The sequence below is a fragment of the Leptolyngbya sp. 7M genome (genome assembly GCF_018128485.1).
Genome location: NZ_CP070897.1, coordinates 4,986,519 through 5,008,220, shown reverse-complemented (window position 1 = coordinate 5,008,220; position 21,702 = coordinate 4,986,519). Strand labels below are relative to the sequence as shown.

Annotated in this window: 29 protein-coding genes and 1 pseudogene; 15 read left to right on the top strand and 15 right to left on the bottom strand. The window is 49.6% G+C overall.

Annotation, left to right across the window (positions count from 1 at the left end):
* The first annotated feature begins 46 nt into the window (after positions 1 to 46).
* The 4 genes from JVX88_RS42320 (at position 47) to JVX88_RS25935 (ending at position 2,849) form a co-directional block, all read left to right on the top strand.
* On the top strand, positions 47 to 1,204 hold the full coding sequence (locus JVX88_RS42320; RefSeq protein ID WP_211621511.1) for an RQC domain-containing protein: 1,158 nt from the start codon (positions 47 to 49) through the stop codon (positions 1,202 to 1,204).
* A gap of 231 nt (positions 1,205 to 1,435) precedes the next feature.
* The gene (locus tag JVX88_RS25945) at positions 1,436 to 1,951 is read left to right on the top strand and encodes a hypothetical protein (protein ID WP_211621510.1); all 516 of its coding nucleotides are present in this window, start codon (positions 1,436 to 1,438) and stop codon (positions 1,949 to 1,951) included.
* Between the two features lie 80 nt (positions 1,952 to 2,031).
* Positions 2,032 to 2,247, top strand: coding sequence for a DUF1995 family protein (locus tag JVX88_RS25940; protein ID WP_211621509.1), 216 nt, complete (start codon positions 2,032 to 2,034; stop codon positions 2,245 to 2,247).
* Between the two features lie 95 nt (positions 2,248 to 2,342).
* A complete protein-coding gene (locus JVX88_RS25935; protein WP_211621508.1) occupies positions 2,343 to 2,849 on the top strand; it encodes a hypothetical protein in 507 nt (168 codons plus the stop codon).
* A gap of 67 nt (positions 2,850 to 2,916) precedes the next feature.
* Here JVX88_RS25935 and JVX88_RS25930 read toward each other — a convergent pair whose 3' ends face one another.
* Entirely contained in the window at positions 2,917 to 3,366 is a 450-nt protein-coding gene (locus tag JVX88_RS25930) for a DUF29 domain-containing protein (RefSeq protein ID WP_211621507.1), read from the bottom strand.
* A 506-nt stretch (positions 3,367 to 3,872) separates the two neighbouring features.
* Here JVX88_RS25930 and JVX88_RS25925 point away from each other — a divergent pair.
* On the top strand, positions 3,873 to 4,055 hold the full coding sequence (locus JVX88_RS25925) for a hypothetical protein (protein WP_211621506.1): 183 nt from the start codon (positions 3,873 to 3,875) through the stop codon (positions 4,053 to 4,055).
* 182 nt (positions 4,056 to 4,237) lie between these two features.
* Positions 4,238 to 5,743, top strand: a complete 1,506-nt coding sequence (locus tag JVX88_RS25920) for a sensor histidine kinase (RefSeq protein WP_317134444.1) — start codon at positions 4,238 to 4,240, stop codon at positions 5,741 to 5,743.
* Here JVX88_RS25920 and JVX88_RS25915 read toward each other — a convergent pair.
* The 3 genes from JVX88_RS25915 to JVX88_RS25905 form a co-directional block, all read right to left on the bottom strand.
* A complete protein-coding gene (locus JVX88_RS25915; protein ID WP_211621505.1) occupies positions 5,718 to 7,049 on the bottom strand; it encodes an ABC transporter transmembrane domain-containing protein in 1,332 nt (443 codons plus the stop codon). The genes JVX88_RS25920 and JVX88_RS25915 overlap by 26 nt on opposite strands.
* Before the next feature lie 173 nt (positions 7,050 to 7,222).
* Positions 7,223 to 7,495, bottom strand: coding sequence for a glycosyltransferase (locus JVX88_RS25910; RefSeq protein WP_211621504.1), 273 nt, complete (start codon positions 7,493 to 7,495; stop codon positions 7,223 to 7,225).
* A gap of 639 nt (positions 7,496 to 8,134) precedes the next feature.
* Entirely contained in the window at positions 8,135 to 8,317 is a 183-nt protein-coding gene (locus JVX88_RS25905) for a PTPA-CTERM sorting domain-containing protein (RefSeq protein WP_211621503.1), read from the bottom strand.
* 188 nt (positions 8,318 to 8,505) lie between these two features.
* Here JVX88_RS25905 and JVX88_RS25900 point away from each other — a divergent pair, with 188 nt between their 5' ends.
* The 4 genes from JVX88_RS25900 (at position 8,506) to JVX88_RS25885 (ending at position 10,326) form a co-directional block, all read left to right on the top strand.
* Complete coding sequence (locus JVX88_RS25900; RefSeq protein ID WP_211621502.1) at positions 8,506 to 9,045, top strand: GNAT family N-acetyltransferase; 540 nt, start codon at positions 8,506 to 8,508, stop codon at positions 9,043 to 9,045.
* A gap of 100 nt (positions 9,046 to 9,145) precedes the next feature.
* Positions 9,146 to 9,337: a hypothetical protein gene (locus JVX88_RS25895; protein ID WP_211629107.1), complete on the top strand. Its 192-nt coding sequence runs from the start codon at positions 9,146 to 9,148 to the stop codon at positions 9,335 to 9,337.
* Positions 9,295 to 9,600 (top strand): hypothetical protein, encoded by a 306-nt coding sequence (locus tag JVX88_RS25890; protein WP_211628869.1) that lies wholly within the window; start codon positions 9,295 to 9,297, stop codon positions 9,598 to 9,600. The genes JVX88_RS25895 and JVX88_RS25890 overlap by 43 nt, the downstream gene beginning before the upstream one ends.
* A 57-nt stretch (positions 9,601 to 9,657) precedes the next feature.
* Positions 9,658 to 10,326 carry a hypothetical protein gene (locus JVX88_RS25885; RefSeq protein ID WP_211621501.1) on the top strand — a complete coding sequence of 223 codons (669 nt, stop codon included), beginning with the start codon at positions 9,658 to 9,660 and terminating at the stop codon, positions 10,324 to 10,326.
* Positions 10,327 to 10,943: 617 nt separating this feature from the next.
* Here JVX88_RS25885 and JVX88_RS44415 read toward each other — a convergent pair.
* Entirely contained in the window at positions 10,944 to 11,396 is a 453-nt protein-coding gene (locus JVX88_RS44415; protein ID WP_225931729.1) for a BadF/BadG/BcrA/BcrD ATPase family protein, read from the bottom strand.
* 249 nt (positions 11,397 to 11,645) lie between these two features.
* On the opposite strand from JVX88_RS44415, the gene JVX88_RS25875 reads away from it, so the two are divergent.
* Positions 11,646 to 12,563 carry a LysR family transcriptional regulator gene (locus tag JVX88_RS25875; protein WP_211621499.1) on the top strand — a complete coding sequence of 306 codons (918 nt, stop codon included), beginning with the start codon at positions 11,646 to 11,648 and terminating at the stop codon, positions 12,561 to 12,563.
* Between the two features lie 112 nt (positions 12,564 to 12,675).
* On the opposite strand, the gene nifW is transcribed toward JVX88_RS25875, so the two are convergent.
* The 5 genes from nifW to JVX88_RS25850 are packed head-to-tail and all read right to left on the bottom strand — an operon-like array spanning position 12,676 to position 14,644.
* A complete protein-coding gene (gene nifW, locus JVX88_RS25870; RefSeq protein ID WP_211621498.1) occupies positions 12,676 to 13,023 on the bottom strand; it encodes a nitrogenase-stabilizing/protective protein NifW in 348 nt (115 codons plus the stop codon).
* Positions 13,020 to 13,241, bottom strand: a complete 222-nt coding sequence (locus JVX88_RS25865; RefSeq protein ID WP_211621497.1) for a CCE_0567 family metalloprotein — start codon at positions 13,239 to 13,241, stop codon at positions 13,020 to 13,022. The genes nifW and JVX88_RS25865 overlap by 4 nt, the downstream gene beginning before the upstream one ends.
* 10 nt (positions 13,242 to 13,251) lie before the next feature.
* Positions 13,252 to 13,737 carry a NifX-associated nitrogen fixation protein gene (locus tag JVX88_RS25860; RefSeq protein WP_211621496.1) on the bottom strand — a complete coding sequence of 162 codons (486 nt, stop codon included), beginning with the start codon at positions 13,735 to 13,737 and terminating at the stop codon, positions 13,252 to 13,254.
* Positions 13,734 to 14,144 (bottom strand): nitrogen fixation protein NifX, encoded by a 411-nt coding sequence (gene nifX / locus JVX88_RS25855; RefSeq protein WP_211621495.1) that lies wholly within the window; start codon positions 14,142 to 14,144, stop codon positions 13,734 to 13,736. Before nifX ends, JVX88_RS25860 begins: the two co-directional genes overlap by 4 nt.
* A 23-nt stretch (positions 14,145 to 14,167) precedes the next feature.
* On the bottom strand, positions 14,168 to 14,644 hold the full coding sequence (locus tag JVX88_RS25850) for a nitrogenase component 1 (RefSeq protein ID WP_263975249.1): 477 nt from the start codon (positions 14,642 to 14,644) through the stop codon (positions 14,168 to 14,170).
* Positions 14,645 to 14,664: 20 nt separating this feature from the next.
* On the opposite strand from JVX88_RS25850, the gene JVX88_RS25845 reads away from it, so the two are divergent.
* The 4 genes and pseudogenes from JVX88_RS25845 to JVX88_RS25830 all read left to right on the top strand — a co-directional run bounded on the left by JVX88_RS25845 (position 14,665) and on the right by JVX88_RS25830 (position 17,079).
* A complete protein-coding gene (locus JVX88_RS25845) occupies positions 14,665 to 15,252 on the top strand; it encodes a DNA methyltransferase (RefSeq protein WP_211621494.1) in 588 nt (195 codons plus the stop codon).
* A 49-nt stretch (positions 15,253 to 15,301) separates the two neighbouring features.
* Positions 15,302 to 15,794, top strand: a pseudogene (locus JVX88_RS25840) (transposase).
* Positions 15,749 to 16,117 (top strand): hypothetical protein, encoded by a 369-nt coding sequence (locus JVX88_RS25835; protein ID WP_211621493.1) that lies wholly within the window; start codon positions 15,749 to 15,751, stop codon positions 16,115 to 16,117. Before JVX88_RS25840 ends, JVX88_RS25835 begins: the two are co-directional and overlap by 46 nt.
* Positions 16,118 to 16,266: 149 nt before the next feature.
* A complete protein-coding gene (locus JVX88_RS25830) occupies positions 16,267 to 17,079 on the top strand; it encodes a DUF3370 family protein (RefSeq protein ID WP_211628868.1) in 813 nt (270 codons plus the stop codon).
* An 86-nt stretch (positions 17,080 to 17,165) separates the two neighbouring features.
* On the opposite strand, the gene JVX88_RS25825 is transcribed toward JVX88_RS25830, so the two are convergent.
* From JVX88_RS25825 to JVX88_RS25805, 5 genes are all read right to left on the bottom strand, one after another.
* On the bottom strand, positions 17,166 to 17,642 hold the full coding sequence (locus tag JVX88_RS25825; RefSeq protein WP_211621492.1) for a chemotaxis protein CheW: 477 nt from the start codon (positions 17,640 to 17,642) through the stop codon (positions 17,166 to 17,168).
* A gap of 84 nt (positions 17,643 to 17,726) precedes the next feature.
* Complete coding sequence (locus tag JVX88_RS43310) at positions 17,727 to 18,629, bottom strand: response regulator (RefSeq protein WP_263975248.1); 903 nt, start codon at positions 18,627 to 18,629, stop codon at positions 17,727 to 17,729.
* Positions 18,630 to 18,723: 94 nt separating this feature from the next.
* Positions 18,724 to 19,836, bottom strand: a complete 1,113-nt coding sequence (locus JVX88_RS25815; protein ID WP_211621491.1) for a TonB-dependent siderophore receptor — start codon at positions 19,834 to 19,836, stop codon at positions 18,724 to 18,726.
* Entirely contained in the window at positions 19,763 to 20,551 is a 789-nt protein-coding gene (locus JVX88_RS25810; protein ID WP_211621490.1) for a filamentous hemagglutinin N-terminal domain-containing protein, read from the bottom strand. The genes JVX88_RS25815 and JVX88_RS25810 overlap by 74 nt, the downstream gene beginning before the upstream one ends.
* 352 nt (positions 20,552 to 20,903) lie before the next feature.
* The gene (locus JVX88_RS25805; protein WP_211621489.1) at positions 20,904 to 21,533 is read right to left on the bottom strand and encodes a DUF928 domain-containing protein; all 630 of its coding nucleotides are present in this window, start codon (positions 21,531 to 21,533) and stop codon (positions 20,904 to 20,906) included.
* Positions 21,534 to 21,702: the final 169 nt, after the last annotated feature.

Here is a 21,702-nt window from a genome sequence, read left to right as displayed (position 1 = left end):
CTTCGTGAATGAAATTGTATAGAAACGCTCAGATGCAAAGGGTGACATGGAAAATATGCTTGGTCCTGGGGGAGCAGCTAAAGGTAATCCAATTTATGAAGTAATGGGTGTAACTAGGGCATGGCGCTACTCAAAAGAGCGAATGCAAAAATTGATTGATGATGGTTTGGTTGTACAAACAAAACCTGGCACTGTGCCAATGGAGAAGAAATATTTAGATCAATCCAAAGGAGTTCAGGTAGGAACTTGGTGGGATGATATTAGTATGGTTCGGGGTTGGTCACACGAAAAACTTGGCTATAACACCCAAAAACCCGAAACCCTTTTAGAACGAATCATCCAAGCTTCTTCCAATGAAGGCGATCTGGTTGCCGATTTCTTTTGTGGCAGTGGCACCACCGGGGCAGTTGCCGAGCGGTTGGGGCGCAGGTGGCTCATGTGTTACTTGGGGCGGTTTGCCATCCAAATTGCCCGTCAGCAGTTACGCCAGGTGATCGACTACGCAGAAGGAATTGAGTGCCGCCGCACGATTCAGTTGGGCTATTTTGGCGAACGGTTTGCTGGCAACTGCGGCAACTGCGATAACTGTCTGCAACCCCGCTCCCTGCAAGATTGGACAATCGAAGCTCAGAAGTTTTTGTCTTGTGTGGCTCGCTGCAAAGAGCGCTATGGCATGACCTACATTATTGAGGTGCTGCGCGGTTCTAAAGAAAAGCGGATTCTCGCCAATCGGCATGACCAGCTTTCCACCTACGGGATTGGTAAAGACCACACAGCAGATGAATGGCGTACGCTGGGACGCTCCCTGCTGCATCAGGGGTTGATGGATGAAACCACTGATGGGTATTCAGTCCTGAAGCTAAACGCATTGAGTTGGGAAGTTTTGCGCAAGCAGCGAACGGTGTACATCTCCTTACCCAACCGTCCAACCGTAGTCCAAAGCGCGTCTACCGAAGCCAAAGCCAATGCCGAAATGCTATTCGACCTGCTGCGTAAGCTGCGCAAGCAGATTGCTGACGAACAGGCTGTGCCGCCCTATGTAGTATTCGCTGACTCTAGCCTGCGCCTGATGGCCCAACTTCAGCCCCAAACTATCGATGACTTCTCGCAAATTTCTGGGGTGGGTAGCCACAAGCTGGCTCGCTATGGTCCTCGCTTTGTGGAAACGATTCGCAAGTTTTGCCAAGAGCAGGAGGAGATTTAAGCTGTGAGTGTTGAGTTTTGAGCGTTGAATTAAACTGCGTTTGTGTGGGAATGACAAATAGAAGGCGGGGTCTCTTGTCCACTGCTAAGAAACCCCTGCGTTAGGCATAGTACACAGTTCTGACAGCGGAGCCTGCGGGAGCACGTGAACTGGTATGGTGGAAATATAAATTGAGCCTAGATATTGAGTCGGTTAGCTGTTTCAAATGCAGTTTCCGATGCAGTGGTTAGTATGAACTATGTGATTGCTGTTCTCGCCAATCGAATTGAAGCAGAGGCTGCCTACTCCCAACTGGAGCAAGAGGGCATGCCCATGTCCCAAGTCAGCATCATTGGAGATGGCTATAAAACTGCCGATGAATTTGGCTTTATCGATCCCAAAAAGCCTGCCCGTAAGCAGGCCAAACTAATGGCCATGTGGCTGGTTCCCTTTGGATTTATTGGTGGATGGCTGTTTAACGTCTCCACCCAATATCAGCTTGTTCCGGCGGTTGGAACTTTAGGCAACCATGTGATTGGGGGATTACTGGGGGCGGTGGCTGGCGCGATGGGCAGCTTTTTTGTCGGTGGTGGAATTGGCCTGAGTGTAGGCAGTGGTGACGCACTACCGTACCGCAATTTTCTTAAAGAAGGTAAATATATTGTAGTGGTCAGCGGTGCTCCAAATGTCACTAACAAAGCGACCCGAATTTTGCGCCAACTGAATCCATTGAACCTGCAAGGTTACATTGACCCTACTGCCATCTGATGCCGATCCACTGAAAGACACAGAAATTGATTTAAGAATTTAGCTAAAGCTCTGATTTTTCTAGTTTTTTAAGATTTATCATGCCCAATCTCCCTCAAACCCTGGAAGAAGCCGTTGAGCAAGCTAAAGTGGCGACCAAGGCTGCTCTAGACGCTGGCTATACCCGCTTACAGGTGGAGCTACTGTTTCCCGAACTGAAGATGATGCCGATTGCCCAGCAATTCATTCCTGCATTTGAAGACTTGGGTAGTCAGTTGCGGGTCTACTTTCGGCGCAAGCGGCTCTCACGGCTCTGAGGGCCTGTAAGATTGATGCTCCGGCTGGCCTGCATCGTCAGCTTGATAACAGCTGCATTTCCCTCAGCATTAGCCCCGACCAACTTCAGGTAGTGGTGCCGCCCAAACACAATTTTTTTACGGCGGTGCGCTACCTGTCTGGCACAACGGCGCTGCGGATGCTGAAAACACTGCCGATTGTGCTTCTCGTGTCTCTGCTGCTGCAAGTGCCGATTTTGGGCTGGTTCCTGTTGTTTGGCTATCGGCACCAACTGCTGGCGGCCTTGAGTCGGATTTGGCAAGAATATCGCTTCCCAGAACTGAGACAATTACGCCTCTATATCGATCAATACGAAATTTCTCTGATTCACGAACTGTTGGGCGTGCGAGTCGAGTTTTTGGGATCTGCCCCTCGGCGCGAGTTGGTGCGGCTAGAACGAATTCAGTCCCACACAGTGCAAGCTAAAAAGGCCACAGGAGAGCCTTTCATTAGCGCTATTGAACCAGCAGTGGTGTTACGAACTCGGCATAAAACCTTTGAACTAAAAGGACTGACCGAACGAGAAGCTGATTGGCTAGCGGAAATCTTGAGCGAGTGGTTGGGGCTGTCGTTGCAGCAGTGATCAGAAGGCAGAAGTTAAGAGTCATATCAAGTAGGGGCTGAAAACTGATATTGGAGTGTTGCTAAAACTAGGCAGGCAAAAAGTCGTCCTCTAGAACCTCAGCCACCGAATAGGGATACTCGATAGGAAAGGTTTCTAGCGGTAGTCCGGTTTCGGCTTTGGCCTGCTTAATGGCAGCCCGATAGGCTTCGGCAAAGATCTTTTCTAGATAGGGCTGAAGGCTAGGTGAGTCAGCGAGTGCGTCCTGTACTCGTCTCCGATGTTCTACAATGCTGCCCGCCCAACTGCCGCTTCTGCATTCAGGTTGAAACTGCCATTTGAGCAGATGCACCAGCACTATGATCAGATTATTCTTCAAAGCACGCCGCTCGCTTTTGCTCATGTCTTCGATTTCGTCGATCAGGTTGTCCCAGTCCACATGGGCATAGTCTCGCTGCCGTAGTTTTTCTAGCGTGGACTCGATCCAGCGTAGATAGTCGGTTTCGTAGAGTGACTGGGGATTGGTTTCGAGCGACATAGTGAGTCTCCCTCAGACTAAATAAACCAAAGACGAGTTAGCAATGTTTCAAGTAGTTGACCATAGCCAATCAAGTGATTCAGCCCAATTAAATTAAAGTGTAGGCGTTCTGCCTGCAAACAAGAAGCTACTTCAGCAGCAGCTGCTCTACTAGTAATCGTTCAACCCTTGTCTCATCGATTCTGCACCATCTTTTGAACCATTCTGGAAATCTTAGTCAAATTGCTGCCGTTGACTTGACCATTTTTGTAAATTTAACTTATCTGCATTCATCACTATTAATGTTTCTTGTTTGTTATTAGTATGTTCAACAATTGCGACCAAAAACCGCTCAGGATTATGCAGATCGCTGTAGATGATCGATGAGCCAGAAAAGATCACCGTCCGGGGTGGATCTGTCGTAGCGGGTTCAATCGTTAGAATGGCTTCTGGCGTTTGATCACCTGTGAGTTCCAGAAGCTGTATAGTCCAATCGCCAATTACTTGCAGCGGATCATCGGTTGCAGTTGGGGCAGGAATTAGCTCGGCGGTTTGTAGGTCTTGCCAGAGTTTGGGAATCAGTTTCTCTTGCCAAATCGGCTGTTGTGCTAGTTCTGCTAGAGTCAGCGTGGGGCGGCAATATCCTGAATGTGCTGAGCGGCTTAGCTGGATTCGCGCTGCAGGCGTTGCAGTACATGTCCTTCTTTTAATCTCTTAATCTCTGGGTTGAATGGGTCTGCTGCTAAGCTCCTCGTCGAGGTGGAGGCGTTTGATGGTGTCGGCTGACCGAACCCGATTGAATTTGACCGGCTTGGTAAATCTGCCGATTTCGCCATCAAAGCTGCTGTAAGGATAGACGCTAGCAACGAGATTGATAGAATATTAAAACTTCATGCAAGATGAATGTAATTCAACGTCCTCTCGTGCTGAACCTGCTTTGCTAGCTCTGCTGAACCAAATGCGCGAACTCATTGCCCGCTGGTGGTCGGAGTTTACCCTACAAACCCGACTAATGGCGGCTGCCACGCTGGTGGTCTCCTTGATCATGAGCGGCTTAACTTTTTGGGCGGTCAACACGATCCAGCAGGACGTTCGCCTCAACGACACCCGCTTCGGTCGTGATCTGGGACTGCTGCTGGCGGCCAATGTGGCTCCCCTGATTAGTGAAGACAACCGTACTGAACTGGCCCGATTTTCTCACAGTTTTTACAGCAGCACGTCGAGCATTCGCTACATTCTCTATGCCGACGAAGAGGGTGATATTTTTCTGGGTATTCCCTTTTCTGAGTCGGAGGTGCAAAATTCGCTGACGATCCGGCGACGCATGCAGCTTCCCGACAACTTCTCGGAGAAATCCGACGTGCCGATGGTGCGCCAGCATTTGGCTCCCGATGGCGAAGTTACCGATGTGTTTGTGCCGATCAACCATGACGGAAAATATCTGGGTGTGCTGGCAATTGGCATCAACCCCAACGCCACAGTCGTCACCTCATCCCATCTGACGCGGGATGTCACGATTGCGGTGTTTATCTCGATTTGGGCCATGGTGATTCTGGGAGCCGTCTTCAATGCCCTGATGATCACCAAACCAATCAAAGAACTGCTGGTGGGTGTGAAAAATATCGCGGCAGGCAACTTCAAGCAGCGGATTGATCTACCGCTGGGTGGCGAGTTGGGCGAGCTGATCCTCAACTTCAACGAAATGGCCGAGCGGCTAGAACGCTACGAAGAGCAAAATATCGAAGAGCTGACTGCCGAAAAAGCCAAGCTAGAGACGCTGGTCGCCACGATTGCCGACGGTGCCGTTTTGCTTGATACCAATATGTGCGTCATCCTGACCAACCCTACTGCCGAGCACATTTTTGGCTGGGATGGTAAATCAGTCAACGGCGAAAACGTGCTATACATCTTGCCCGACGCAGTGAAAGTCGAGCTGACCCGCCCGCTCTATCAGTTGGTCTCTGGACATCCGCCCGAAGATATCAAAGACGGAGCCGAATTTCGGATCACAATTCCAGAACCGACCAGCCGCACGGTACGCATTTTGCTCACCACGGTGTTGGATCAGTATCGGGAAACGGTGAAGGGAATTGCGATTACGGTGCAGGACATCACCCGTGAGGTTGAGCTGAATGAAGCCAAAAGCCAGTTCATTAGCAATGTGTCCCACGAACTGCGCACGCCCTTGTTTAACATCAAGTCGTTCATTGAGACCCTGCACGAGTACGGCGACAGCCTCAGCGAGCCAGAGAAACGGGAATTTCTAGAAACGGCCAATCGCGAAACCGATCGCCTAACTCGCCTAGTTAACGATGTGCTGGATCTGTCGCGGCTGGAATCGAATAAGCGCTATCAGTTCGATGCAGTTGACATCATTCAGCCGATCGAGCCTGGCTAACGATGCCCATTGCACGTCGTAAAGTGCGGAAGTCGAGGTTGCGCAAATCTTCGCCGTCAATGGTGATGCAGCCTGCGGTGGGGTCATAGAAGCGAGGCAGAAGGTCAGCCAGCGTCGATTTACCAGCTCCCGATGCACCAACCAGCGCTAGGGTAGTATTACGCGGCAGGTACAGATCTACGCCTTTCAACACTTGCTTTTGTTGACCTGGATAGGCAAAGAAAAGCTGCTTAAAATGAATACCTTCACGAAGCGATTCAAACGGGATAGAGCCATTCACCATAAAAGACTTGTTATTCCGGCGCAAAAAGTCTTGAGCAATCTCCAGGCTAGGTGAAATGTTGGCAAGTTGGCTCCGGGCTGCATTCAGCATCGCAATCAGCGGCAAGGTGCGAAACAGCACAAATAAATAGGTAAGGAGAATCGCTGAAAACGACTCGACCTGCTCCATTAGAAAGGCCCGACCGATAAAGACAATACATAACAGCGCAATGATGCCGGTTACTTCGCTGACAGGCTCAATCAGTGCAGATGTAGCCTGCGATCTAAACTCGGCCTGTTCTCGATTTAAGATTTGCTGTCTAATTTTTTGGTACTCACGTTGTTCATTGGCCGTAGAACGTACTAACCGCATCCCAGATAATAAATCAAGCACGCTGGTGGAATAGTTTTTAGAAATTTCAGAGAGCTGTTTGCCAAATAGTTTGGATCGAATGATGCTGTACTGATTGACTAATGCAACCACTGCTAATAAACCAGTTGAGATAATTGTGAGCTGCCAGGTAAGCGATAGCAGAATGCCAATAAATACCAACGCTGTGATTGTAATTGTAACCGTGCGAGTAATAATGCTGACCGCACTGGCCGCTCTAGAGATCTCATTGTTAAGCCGATTGATGATGTCACCAATTCCGGTTGTGACGTAATAGCTCATATCGACTTCTAGCAGTAGCCGTAAGCCTTGATCTCGCAAGTCATTGGCGGTTGTTCGTTTCAACACTCCAGCCACTAATGTATTGCAGTACAGCGCTAGGTTTTTGAGCACAATCATCAACACAATTGCTGCTGTCATTAGCAACAGATTGTAGTCGCCTGCCACGCCTTGAAATGGAGTCAATAGGGATTGAATGATTGGCGGTGCGCCTTTGGTAGCAACGGGCTGCCCCAGAAAGTTCAGCAATACTGGAATAATTAGCGCTGTGCTGATGCCGTTAAATAAAGCACCCGAAAAACCAAACAGAATATTGAGGCAAATTAAACCAGGATAGCGTCGGGCTAGATTAAGCAACAGATGATGAGAAGACATGGAGGCGTTCACTCTAAAGAACTCCAACTGTAGGGTTCCCGTGAAACTGAATGGATGCACAGAAGTCAGAAGGCAAGAGGCAGAAGACAGCAGTTAAAGGCTATAACGAATAACGAATCCAGTTGATCCACTCTCATACCTGGAGAGGCAACTCGCATGGACGCAACTGTTCCTTAATTTCGGTTCTGATTGGCATAGACCTGTGCTAAAACCTCTGCCATTTGTACAGCCATGGCATCAATGCTGTAGTGCTGAATGCATCTAGCTCTGGCCTGACGACCTTTAGCAGCAGCAGCTTCTGGATTGGTAAAGATGGCTTGAATTCCGGCAGCCAACTGGTCGGGCGATTCGGGTTCAACTAAGTAGCCAGTGTCGGCCAAAATGGTTGGGATATCTCCGACTCGGGTAGCCAGCACGGGTTTTGCCATCGCCATACCGTCCGTCATCAGCCCAATCAACGAATCGTAGCTGAAAAATACCTACAATATGAAGATCTCAAGCTGCCGGAGATAGAGGATTTAAAGGCTAACTGCGCCTTTCCCCTTCACTTTTCCTCTTTTCGAATTCTAAAAATGCCGAGATCTACGACCAAGCAATAGGAAAATCTTACCTGAAGAATACTTTTAACTCGGAGATATTTTATAAATTTTCAATATTAATGATAAAAAGACGAATGCTTACCCTACCAGCAAAAGAAGCTATCAATCGCGATATTCTTCTGCCCGATCTAAATTCACGTCAGGTAAACTTTACTTTATACTAGTTCCTTCAGAAATTCTCTTCTTCTAGAGAGCTTTATTCCTTTGCACTTTAACTACCCAGTCGTGCTCTTAGTGCAAGACACCACAGTTTGACAACGGCGCAGTGGGTTGCGGTGCGAGTTTGAGCCGCAGAATCGGTTGCGAGAGTCCCCTTTGGCCCCATCGCCCTTTTCATCGACTGTTGGTAATAGATAGTGTTGACTCGCGGGTTGGTGGTAACTCTCAGCCGCCGCCTGATCCCACTGCATGAAAAAGCCAGAGAGCATTGCCCTCTGACCGCTGATTTTATGACCTATTCAACAGGGAAAATCGCAACAATCAAACCTACGCTTCTTGCTCAACCCTCTCTTCCTGATTTTTCTTCCGCAGGGCTGCAAGTCCCATACCAATCAGACCGGGTAGGAGCGCTGGAGTGGGGATAGGCGTGATGTTGCCATTGGAAAGGAATAAACCAGAACTAACAGCACCGGGTATAAGAGACGGATCGGAAAAAAGATCAATATCCACTACTCCTAACCCCAGCGTATAGGTTCCGGCTGTGGCAAAGGTATTTTTATCTTTTTCACACGGAACAATCTAGGGATGTTCTCGGTGTTTACTATAAGTTCATAATTTTGCAGAACTGTTGGAGAGTGAGTTGATCTCAAAATAGGGCAGCTATAAAGGTGCTGTAGCCATTAACTAGCAGCTCACCCATGCTGTCAACGCCCCGTCTACTGTTCAGGCAGTTCACCCCAGCTGACCTCGATCAGCTCTACCGTGAGATCTACAGCCATCCAGAGGTGGCAAGAGTGATGTCCCCAACTGGAACCATATCACTTCAGCAAACGGCATCCTTGCTCGCTCGTCGCCTTCAGCATTGGCAAAGGCATGGATTTGGAGCTTGGGCACTGATTCACAAGCAAGATCAGCAGTTGATTGGTCACTGTGGTCTGCATTATTTGGCCGACACACCGGACGTGGAGCTGACCTACACGCTCAATCCAGCCTATTGGCGACAGGGATTGGCAACCGAAGCCGGACGAGCTGTTTTGCAGTGGGGATTTGAAACGTTAGGACTTGCGCAAATCGTGGCCGTCACCGGACCCAGCAATATTGCTTCTCAGCGCGTGATGCAGAAATTGGGCATGAAGTACGAGAAAACCATGCAATACAACGGGACAGCAGCGCTCTATTACACCATCTCTTGCCTAGAATTTGATCCGAACGAGACTCCAGTAGAGCATTCAGGCTAAACCGTCAGGAGGATGCAGCCGACCGCTTTTCCCCGATACTAATGAAAGGACACCCAACTGTTTTATTCAGTTTTATTCAATCGTTTACTGGAGAACCGCAATGCTGACAAAGGGTTTTGAAGTTGAGATGTACACGGGTACACCTCAGGCGGACATTGTGGGCTTTTCCGACAAAATTGTGGCGGCGCTGGATGGGTTTGTGCGAGGCTTGCGGATGATGTCCTTGATCTTACTGGCGATGAAAAGGCGATTGGCAAACCTGCAGGTGCGGATCTATTGGAAGGTAAATTGACACTTCCGCTAATAATTCTCCGCGAAAAAATGCCATCGATGAGATCGACTTTTGAAAGAATAATGCTTCGCGGGACCTATAAAGTGGGCGAACGCGAACAAATTTCCGAAGAGATGTTACGATCGGGGGCTCTAGGCGAAGCCCGCGAGCTCGCCAACTCATATGCCAACGCTGCCAGAAAAAGTCTTGAAATATTGCCAAAAACCGAGTATCTTCAAGCATTAGGTGAGATTCCCGAATATGTGGTTCATCGGGGAAGCTAAACCAAAAATACGCAAACCAGGTTTCCGCACTGACAATGTAAGCTTCGATATTTCAGAATGTTAGACCCAAATCTTATAACAACGCTTGAAAAAAGCCTTCAGGAAACGCGCAAAGCCCAAAGTCGGTTGATCTCGCGGCTCCGAGAGGTTGAGATCGAAGCCGAACGTCTTCGTGAAGAGATACAAGCGTTGGAAAACGGAGCTTCGCAAACGGAATCCGCGATCGACGGTCTTCTATTTGCAATGCGATCGACCAGCCGGGCGCTCGCCCCAGACCTAAATTCGCCGGAGATCAAATTACCATCAAGGATTTCCACCGAAACTGGTCAAGGAACAGATCTTGGAAATACGCCATTGCGAAGACCGAAAAAGACCGTTCCCAAGCGATATGGTCTGACCAATGAGCCTAAGGATATAGGGAATGTTGCGTATATTGACGCTGGTCGGTCCTTAGTTCCATCTCGCTCTAGTAATATCGAGGCGATCAGTCATCGATTCTCGGATCTCACCATTACCCAGGCGTGTACGCTCCTGCTTCGTGAGGCGGGACATCCGCTTCACGTAAACGAACTATACAATCTTCTGGTTGCGGGAGGCATGGAGTTCAAAGGCAATAATCCAACTATCTCTATCGCTGTTTCGCTCAATAGAAATCGGCGGTTTGTAAAGGTTGAACCCGGAACTTTCAATTTAGCATTCCGAGAAGTTTCGCGGGTTGCGTCTTAGGGTCATTAAGAGTCCCCGTAATCGACAAAATTTCTTTTTGGCTGTATACTCTGCGTTTTGGTCTGACCATTTCTTTTGATCCCGGGAGTAAAATGACCGTCCGTTCTAAATGGGTTTATCGGAACGAGGTCAAATTGTACGCATATATGAACAAACTTGGCGTAATTGGACTCGTCTTCGTATTGACCGCGATGTTGGCGGTAACTGCTTTGGGTGTAAAAGACTATCGACTCCGGGCCAACATCAACCCGGGATGCGCAACCAGTTCCTCTCTTAAATACGCGGATATTTATGCAGACGGGAATATAGCCGTGATGGGCAGCTACAATTGCCGAGGCGTTTTTATATTCGACATTTCGAATCCGGATGCTCCTGTTCTGCGTTCGTGGTATAACCCGGGTGCTAATCTGCAGTTTCTCGAAGCGATCGTGGTTGGAAACCGTGGTTATTTCGGCACCGGCAACACTGGCGGCGTGCATATCGTTGACCTCACAAATCCGTCAAATCCTCAGATGCTCGGCATAGTGAACTCGACCAATGGCGGCGGCCATAACACTATTCACGAGATAATGATCCATGAGCAGAATGGAGCGACCTATCTTATCGAGAATTCGAATTCACTTTCGGTCAAGACCATCAAGATAATAAATGTCACGAATCCTGCTCAGCCCGTGCTTGTCCATACCTTCGCCACTCATACCCAAACAAACAGAACCGGTGCCTGCGATAACAACAACTCCCGGCTTGCCGAGGGTAGTGGCGAAGAGAGCGATCTCAGCATCGGTAAGAACATTGGTGTGTTTGATCCTGCTTTGCTCTTGAAAACTTGCTCGAACCCTTTGCTTCATGTCAGAACGTCTCACACCTGCAAGTCCCAGTGTGCCGCTGACTATGTCTGCCCGGGAGATCGCAGCATTATCACAAGCCTGGTTTACAGCTTTAAGAATGTTTGAGACGGCAGTTTCTACGCCGACGCGCAGAGGATTAGACGGCCCGGCGGTTCCCTCGCCAATAAGCTGTTGCTTGCGGTCAATCAAGAGCGCCTGCGTTTTTGTGCCGCCGCCATCCACACCAAGAAAATATTCGTTTGGAGAGAGAATCACCGACGATCGAGATCTCTTGGCTTTTTTCAAACGATGACCAGGTCGATTCACAAGATATAATTGTTTTGCAAACTTGACATATAATCAAACAAAGTAGATTTTATGTGATCAATAAGATAGAGTGATGTTTATTGAAATGATGTCATTGTGCTACTCAGTGCGACCTATATGCCAATCTTGCAAAGTTTAGAGCCGAGATGAAGACGGCCAAGTGCTATGGAGATCCGACAATTAAAAGCTTTTCTTGCAATAGCTGAGACAAAAACTTTTACCGCCGGCGCCCGCCGGGTCAATATCACACAAGCCGCGATCTCAATGCAGATCCGTCAACTTGAGGAAGAGGTAGGCCTACCTCTTTTTACGAGAACGCCACGGAGGGTGATCCTCACGGAAGCAGGAGAACACCTCCTCCAGAGAGCCAGAAGAATATTACGTGAGCACGATTCTGCTTTGGCAGAGATCGCAGAAGTTGCCGGCGCAGAACATGGTCGACTTCGTGTAGGTACTGCCTCCGGCACGTTTGCAATGAACCAACTCCCTCTAATTCTTGATCGGGTCCGAGAAAGTTTTCCGAAAGCCGAGATCAGAGTTGTATCGGGCACAAGTGAACGGCTGGTTGACCTGCTTATGCACGGAGAGATCGATATGGCATTTGTATCACTTCCGGTAGAGAACCTGAATATAACTACTGAATCTCTCTTTTCAGATGAACTTGTAGCAATTGGACATCCTAGGCATCCGCTGGCCAAGGAAAAATTTCTAAGCGCCGCAACCCTAGCTGGTGAGGATCTGATCCTAGGCGAACGAGGCGGAAACACACGAAGGATGATCGATGAATTCTTTAATTCGGCGAACGTCCGACCGAATATAATAATGGAACTATCACGCCAAGAAGCCGTAAATCGTATGGTCGAACACAATCTTGGCATCGGGATGGCAGGCGTGAAATCTGTTGCGCCAGAGATTCGAGAAGGACGTTTGGTCTCCTGGATGATCGAAGGGGCAGAGATCAAATGGGAACAGGGATTGGCAAGGCTTCGCGGCGGCCACTTCTCGCCAATTGGAAAAGAGTTTGCCCGGCTTTGTAAGGAAAGCTTCGTTGAGAGAGAAAAAGAACTAAGAGCAAAAAGATGAGGTCGGGATTTAACCCAAGCTTGCCGAGTTCGTTTTATGAAGTTGTTCAGATCAATGATGTTCGCATCTGGGGTTAATCACCTTTCGGCGTTGTTCGTTTACGTCTGTGCGTTTAACGTTTTTGCGGCAGGACAGGGATTACCGGTCGCGACGCCTGCGTCGGTCGGGATGAACGCGGCGAAGCTCGACCAGATAGAGCAGATCGTTGCTTTTCGGTTAGGGGTGAAGAGGTGGTGAAGGTGTTGTAGGCTTGCTGAAGTGCTGCTTGATAACGTTCTAGTTTTTCGGCGTCGTTCAGAACTGGGAATTCTGCATCAATGGTTTTGATCAAGGTGGAGAATTTTTGCAGGATATGCAGGCGATTTACATTGACGAACTTTGGATCGTAGGGAAGACCAAAGAATTCTAGGTAGTCTTCTGCGTTCACTAATTGCTGAAATTCAGCTAGGGTTCCAGTCATGTTTTCTGCTCCAATTGCTTTAGCTGAGTTTTGAGTTGACCAATTTGTCGATAAATCTGGTACGTCTCGGTGGCGGCATCAACTAAGCGTTCGTAGTCGGTGGGTAGTCCTTCGGCCAGATCATGTAGATCCATCTTCATTTGTCCAGCTTTGCTGGTTAGCCGCTTGATTTGAGTTTTAAGCTCCTCGATATTGGTCGTTTGAGCTGCTTGTGTCATGAACCCTCCATTAGAGCTTGCCGACTTCAGGAAAACGATTGGCTAAACCGACTGCCGTTTGAATCAGCCTGTCGCCTTCGATTTCTAACTTTTCGAGTGAGTCGAAGCCAAACCGTTGGGCATCTCGTAGGGTGCGGGCCACTAGCAGCAGACGGCCAGAGAACACGAGTGCCCAGCCGAATCCTTCGTGGCTCAAGTCGATCACGACCTGACACAATAGGCCGGTTTCTGATTCGATCTGGTGGGCAATAGCTCGATAAAAGGCCAGGATACGTCCTTTGGTGATGGGATCTACCTCGCCTTCAACCGAGATTTCGCGTTTCTGGGCTTTGCTGACCACATAGGGCTTGAGCAACAGTTCATCGGACCAGTTGCGGTAGGTACCGTAGGGGTCATTGGCGCGAACCTGCTGCACAATTGCCTTCAGGAAGGGGCTGATTACTGGTTCGGTTGCTAGTTCAGTGGTTGCCGGATTGGTCGTTTGAGTTGTAGTCATACAGGTACTTCTTCCTCGGTTTGATCAAAGTTGGGGTTACGTTGTAGCAGGGCTTTTCTCAGCCAGGGGGGAGGACTACTGTTCAGGGTTTGCACCAGTTTGGTTAATATGTCGGTAATCTCTTGTTCTTCTGATTGGGCTTTGATGGGAGTAATGCGCTGTTTAATCAATCGGGCGGCTGCGCTGCCGCCAATCGTTGAAACATAGACAATCGTGCAATCATGCAGGGCTTCGATTTTGGGCAGTAGCTTGTCTTCGTTGCCATCTTCGTTGAGGTTGCCGTCGAATCGCAGAGTTTCTACAAAGCTGTATCCGGCTTGATCGACTTCATAGACATCGATCTTTCTAGCTGAACCAAAGTGGGCATTGATGTGAATGTTGTCACTGGTTGTGAAGGCAATTTTCATTTGATGTTCCTCCTCGATATTAGTTAGTGTTTTGTTTGTGCTTCCTCCTGTTCTAAAAACAAGTTGCCGAGGTCAAACAACATTTGCATGACGCCGCGATAACCGACGGTGCAGCGCTGGCCGTTACCAAGGCGATCGAAAATCGGAAATCCGAGACGATAGAGCGGAACCTGGAGCCGCTGACTGACTGCTGCTAGATGGGAATTGCCAATCAATAAATCTGACCCAACTGCGAGCTGCTCAAAATCTTCTAGATCGCCAATGGTTACGGTTTCGACGGGGAGCTGTTCCAGCAGGGGTGATTTGGTAGTTGTGACAGCGGCCCGCACATCGGCTCCCATGCTTTGCAAAAAATGTACGGTTAACCACAGCAGATCGGGTTCTAATTTGGCGACGGGCTCCGAACTTGGGCAGGCAGGCCGCCGCAAGTCAGCTAGGTAGAGTTGTGGAATCCATCTTTGTATACTCGTCACGGCAAGGCGCTCTTTTTCGAGGGACAACACCTTACCGAAGCGAGGCTGTGGAACTTGACAAAGCAGGAAATCCGAAAGGGGCCAAATGGGATGCAGACAGGAAGCTCTACTTCACCACGGCACCTCGTGGCGACTACACGGACGAGAGCATCATGATGCTCCGCAAAGTTGGCCGAGTCTACGACAGTGAGACCGGAAAGATCTACATCAAGTACTTCCTTCGAAAGGGGGAGGATGGTCTGTGGTACAAGGATCAGCCCGTTGACACCCTATGGGACGATTGGGATGTTCGCCCGCTTCGACATTGCTCGAAGGATGAATTAGGCATAGGGTACGCGACTCAGAAGCCCGAGGGATTATTGGGCCGGGTAGTCTCATGGGCTGCGCCGCCCGGCGGCCTCGTCGCCGACTTCTTCTGCGGCTCGGGGACGACCGGGGCCGTCGCCGAGAAACTCGGCCGCCGCTGGATCGTGGCCGACCTGGGCCGCTTCGCCATCCACACCACCCGCAAGCGCCTCATCGAGGTGCAGCGCTCGCTCAGCGCCGAGGGCAAGCCCTACCGCGCCTTCGATGTCTACAACCTGGGCCGCTACGAGCGGCAGTGGTGGCAGCAGGAGGCTCTCAAGAGCCTCTAACAGAATGGCACGCCCGTTGCGGTGAGGTGGTCGTGCAAGGAGGCACGCCATGGCCAAGCCGCTGCTGGACGACGCGTTGTGGGGGATCATCGAGCCGCTCATCCCGGTCAAGCCGCGCCGGTTCAAGTACCCGGGGCGCAAGAGGGTGCCGGATCGTGCATGTTTGACGGGCATCCTCTTCGTGCTGCTCACCGGCATCCAGTGGGAGCGGCTGCCGCGAGAGATGGGCTGCGGCTGCGGCATGACGTGCTGGCGACGCCTCGCCGAGTGGCAACGCGAGGGCGTGTGGCAGAAGATCCACCAGACGCTGCTCGCGCGGCGGCGTGGAGCCGGTGCTGCCGCGGCGCGGCGGGCCGGACGCGGATGCGTTGGGCCAGGGCCTGGGGCGTGTGCGCTGGGTGGTGGAGCGCGCGATCGCGTGGCTGCACCAGTTCCGCAGGCTTCGAGTCCGACACGAACGCCGCGCGGATATCCATCAGGCCTTCCTCACGCTGGGGTGCATCCTGATCTGCTACAGGACCCTCGATCCGCTATTCTGTTAGAGGCTCTTAGAGAAAGCGAGCCGTGCGTATCCCACGAATCCCAGGCGTCTCCCGCTGATGCGTCCGTAGCCGTCGGCCCGGCGTTGACCCCGAATCAGTCGCTGGTGCCGCGGACCATGGACGGGTTTGGTGCGTTGGAGCTGGTGTCTACCAAAGGCATCGCGGAGCGCATGGAGCCCTCGGAGCGATTCTCCCCTCGAACGATCGGCCCGTTAGTGCAGAGATGTATTCAACTTCGCCTTGCCGAGCGACCCGAGGGCGATCGGAGCGGCGCACGGCTGACGCTGGCCGGGCGTGGTCTTGCGAAGAACATTGCCGAGTGATTGCCGACTGATTGCCGCTTGGTTCGCCTTCGCTTCCGAACCATGCGTGATCATTCGTGCTTGGTCACGAAGCAACTTCCGTCGGATCCGTCAGTGCTGAACTTGGCGGTCCGGTGCCCTAGCGTTCGGACGCGGTGGCTGCGGGATGAATCAAGGCCGGACGTCTCCCCGCGCGCACGCCAACAGGTGATGAGCGGGTTCCCAGTTTGTCGGAGTGGGTTCAACTGCTGCGAACCTCTGATGTGTCTGGTCCGCGAGACCGACAGCCAACGCCGCCGGATACGCGATTTGTGCCACGGTTCTACTATGGCCGGGTGGCTGGAGTAGCGCAAGGCTCTCAGTGGACCGCTAGAGTCACTGATAAACCCGATGTGGATTATCTCAGCATCCCACAACCGGGTGAAGCCATTTCCTATGTAATTAGCAGCGTTGATCGCAATACATTCGGCACTGGACAAATTCAAAGTGCACCTATGCTTGTTCGTTATCCTGATACTGCCTATCGTGCCCACGGTAACTATGGCATTCTCTATAACATCACCTTGCCCCTACGCAATGATACAGATTCGCCCCAGCGAGTAGCCATTATGCTACAAACACCGCTGCAAGATGAACGATTGAAAGGGGAAGCTCTACGGTTTCGCAATCCACCCTATGATCAAATTTTCTTTCGCGGCACAATACGCCTGCGCTATACCGATGATCTGGGCATCCGGCAAACTCGCTACATGCACCTAGTTCAGCGCCGTGGCCAGCAGGGGCAACCCCTGATTCGGCTAACCTTACCCAAAGGACAGACTCGTCAGGTTGAAGTGCAGTTCCTCTATCCGCCCGATTCTACTCCACCCCAAGTGCTAACGATAGAAACCCAATCCTATAACGGCATTGTGCAGGAACCCAACGCTCCTGCCCGATCCGAAAGTAACCTTGAGATAGAGAGAACAATCGCAAACGCACCTTGACATACGAGGGTATTCAACCAGTTAAAAATGAGCAACTAGCCCGTTGCCGACGCAACCCGAAAGCTGATTAATATATCCAGACTGATTCAAATTGAATGGCGCAACCGTTCCACATCGAGGAGAAACAGCGTCCGGGTTTGCTCGGCTTCAGAAACAATCGCAATGTGACTAGCGATCTCTAGGGTATCGGCCCGACGGTAGGACGCTGGTAAGCTGCGGATTAGGTTGGTTGGTACTTCTATCAGCATGGGCATATCGCTGACCGGAATCCCGATGCCTTCACCACTGCGGGTTTGCAGCAGAATTAGATAGGGCGTTGGCATCGATTGAGCTGTGATGTCAAACAGCCGCCGCTGTAGATCAATCACCGTAATGTCGTGCTCATCTACTTGCGCTAGCCCTACCGGCTTGAGGCCACTCCCATACACGGTTGGTAAGTTCACAACTTTGTCCACCTGCTCAATCCGAACGGCCAGCGTCAGTTGACCGACAGAGAATGCAACTAATTTAGCGTTAGGATGAACGATTGATGAAGACTGAGAAGGTATAGAAGTTTGTGACATCGCAAACAGTAAATGATGGTACCCACTAGACAATAGAAAATAGAAATAATAACGAATGACTGCTCAGCAGCTTTCTCAACCGATCTAAATCTGCACTAGAAGATGTTTGAGGGCATCCAGTAGTTCATGCTCGATGTAAGGTTTGCTGAAATAGGCGGTTGCTCCTAGATGCATGGCTAGATGGCGGTGCTTTTCGTTATTGCGAGACGTAAGAATAACAACTGGAATAGCAGTTAGATTCGGATCTTGGCGTCGTTGGCTCAGAAACTCGAAACCGTTCATATTAGGCATTTCAATATCACAAATTACCAACTGCACCGATGAACGTTGCTGGAGGTGGGATAGGGCTTCTTGACCATCACGGGCTTGCAGAACCCGATAGCCACTTTTCTCTAGCGTCAGTGCCAACAACGCTTCAACTCTGCGCTGGTAATCAGCCATATACCGATTGGCTACTTCTGTTTTATCAAGCATGACAGCAACGTCTTTAAATCTTTGCTTCCAGTCGTATGAAATTTCCCTCCAAGGTACAAATATTGTGGGAGCAATCTTTGATAATTGTTGATAAACGCTCTGAGGATATATAGAAAGACCAACGATCAAGTCAGGATTAAGTAACAGGACTTTTTCCAAATTGAGCTGACTATTAACTCTAGGAATCACCTGGATGCCTTCTGCTGCTTCTTTAAGGTAGAGAAGATTTTGTTCCCTGTTTATCACCGTGGCAATAGGTTTGGTATCTAGCAAAGCAAGGACATCACCTAAAACAAATGAATCGAGAGTTAAAATTCGTTGTGGATTGAGAGAAATACAAGTTTCGCCCATCGCATGTTTTACCGTATGGCAAGGTAATGGTGCTTGCTCAAAAGCCAACTTCCCGCCATCGTTATCATCTTTACTGTTGAAAAAAACAACGGTCAGACTAGCTAGAGCTACTAGAATCAGGAGCAAAAGTGCTTTTTTCCTGATAACTTCATTGCTAATCACAGGATACTCTTTCCTTGGCTAAGATTCAGCAAGTTTTTTCCAGTAAATACTGTTTCATGGGATGCAGCAGTTTAGTTTAAATAAAAGCCATGTGCTAAAACTCCCAACTAATAGAGCCAACAACAGTGAAAGGCTCACCTCTTTCAGCAAAAGTTCTGTTAAATGATGAATTAGCATACTCTATATCAAATAGATTTTTGATATTAATTGCACCCCTAAAATGTCCTCTTCGGTAGTAAACTGCTGCATCGGTACGCAAATAGTTATCTAGCTGAAATGAATTGGCTAGATCGCCCTGTCGCTCACCTACATAAAACAATCCCAAGCCAAATCCCAAACCTCTCAAATCTCCTTCTTGAATCGTATAAGTTGTCCAAAGGCTAGCTTGGTTCTCTGGTACATTTGCTAGTCGATTACCTTCGGGAATTATGTTATCTTCGGTAAATTCTGCATCGGTGTAGGCATAGGAAGCAATGATGTTCCAACCGGGTAAAACTTCGCCCGTCACATTTAACTCTACTCCTTGACTTCGCTGTTCTCCGGTCTGAATGGAAAATAGAGGATTGTTTGGATCGGAGGTTGTAATGTTTGTTTTAGTGAGGTGGTAGGCTGCTAGCGTTGTCGAAAGTGCGCCATCTAGGAAGTCAGTTTTAATCCCAATTTCATACTGGGTTCCTCTGGTTGGCTCAAATCTTCTGCCGTCAGGGTTGAATCCTGTTGTCTGAAGAAATGAACGACTGTAGCTAGCATACAGAGAAACAGTATCACTGGGTTGATACACCAAACCAATCCGAGGACTGAAGGCACCATTGTTCTGGTATGGTTCCTCAGTTGTATTTCCGAGCAATCCAAAGTCAAAGCGTTCATTTCTATAGGAAATCCAATCATAGCGACCACCAATCAGAAGTTTCAGGCTGTCACTTAGTACAATTTGATCCTGAATATAAACTCCATAGGATTGCAAAGTTTCCCGGAATCGAGAATCTGCAATCAATTCAATTACTGGGATATCGTAGTCTGGATCAAAAATATCTAGATCAGGTAGATCCGTTGTATTGCTGAAGCCTTGAAAATTCTCAACCACACGGTTGACATCAAAGCCGACTAAAAGTTGATGTGAAATTGTTCCAGTATTAAATCGCCCAAGTAAGTCTAACTGTCCAAAGTAGCTGTTGTTTGTGTAGGTTGCGCAACATCGAAGGGTCAATTTCCAAACTCAATAATTGTCCCGGTATGCTGAGGCGCACAAAACGACTTCCTGGTACCGCCGTTACCAAAATTTGCCCCTCTGGAGCTGTGAGGCTACCTGTATTGATGACTGTTCCGCCCAATAGATTCAGGCTCTCACCCGTGCCTACAGCCAAATCACCGGCATTCAGGATTGCTCCCGGCTGTCCCAGCGTGAAGCCAAATCCGCTCGGCTCACCGACTAAATTCGCGTAATCGTTCGTTCCCAACGCGCTAAACCATTCCGAGCCAAACTGGATGCCGTTCGCCGTCGTAGCGGTAAAGCTCGCAGGCACATTCAACCGCGCATTTGGGCCAAACACAATTCCGGCTGGATTCATCAGGTAGAGGTTCGAGTTGCCGCCCGTCACCCGAATCAAGCCGTTAATTACCGACGCATCACCACCAACTATACGACCCAGAATATTGCGAATATCTGGACGAGACAGAAAGGTAGCAATCTGTTCCCGGCTCAGCCCAAACTGCTCGAAGCTGTGAAATAAATTGGCGTTGTCTCTCGAACGAGTGCCACCGCTAATGTCAATCCGGTTGCCCTGGCGGTTTACAACCGTTCCAGTACCGTCACGAGCGGGGGTGATGCGCTGGGCCTCTGCTGCCCCAGACCATAATAAAATCAACGGAAGTAGTGAAAGTGACCATTGCAGCCGCCTTAGCAAACCTAGGCCCGTCTCCATCACGACCTCCGGCAGAGATTGAGTATTTCTAGCAGTTTATGAACTGCAACTTGAGTCAGGCTTCAATTAATCACAAAATGTTGTAGTTCTACATTACTGTTTATATTTAGATATGCAAGTTAACTCTGCTAGCAATTACAATATCCACAAATTCAGGAGGCGAGCGATGATTCAAATCCTTCTACCTGAGTTAGCTCCAGGCAAGGTACTGCGGTTCCCCTGCTCTTATTCTGAATATGAGCGCATTGCGGCTCAGCGAAGTTAAATCAATGGCTTCAGCTCCGCAAAACGGGTACTGAATCTAACTATAGTTCGCGCTGTTCGTCAATTTTTCAGATGGGTCGCTAGACTCCTATCCGCCTACAATTGGCTTATCAGCCACATCGTCCAGTTGAATCGCATTGAGCAATTCATTCCAGGCAGAAGCAATTGCTGCATCATTCGGTTTTGTTTGCCGCTGCTCAGCCAATACGGTCAACGCATCGAGCCAGAGGCCAAAGTTACGATAAACATCCGCCTGCGCTTGAGGGGTGGTTGCGGCCCGCAATGCATCCTCTAACTCAGGACTGCGAGCCAATCGAGTCACTGCACCTTCCACTGTTAGCTTCATCTCACCGCATATAACAGTGAATGTCCAGGTATACTGCTGATCTTCTGCTAACGTTACATCTGCGGGTAAGCGTAAATTCATGATACCAGGTAGTTCCCTTGCCCCCATCAAGTTAGGCTGATAGATAGTTTTGCCAGACTGATCCTTCAACAAAAACTGCATCGACTGCGAATCGCTGAGCGCATAAGGCACATAGACCCAGAAAGTAGGATGAGGATCGACCGTCAACCCCTCACCAGAGAACCTCGGCACAATTGAAGTCAACAGCTCATTGGTCTGTCCACCCAGCTCACAGTCGCCATGACCTGCGCCCCCCCGTCGCTGCAAGGGTCGTCCCCGCCCGGTTTGCGCGACCAGCAGCGGCTCTCTCACTGCGGAAACATTGGTTGAAGAGGGTTCCGACCCAATTTCTGGCCCCCCAAACCTCGTGGAAAATCTCCTGGCTGGACAAAAGGGCAAGTCCGTACCCCTCGTGTTCGTGCTCTCATTGTCAAAAAGCGGTACTCCAAACGCAAAAAGCAAGGTCAAACTCCTACTTGAA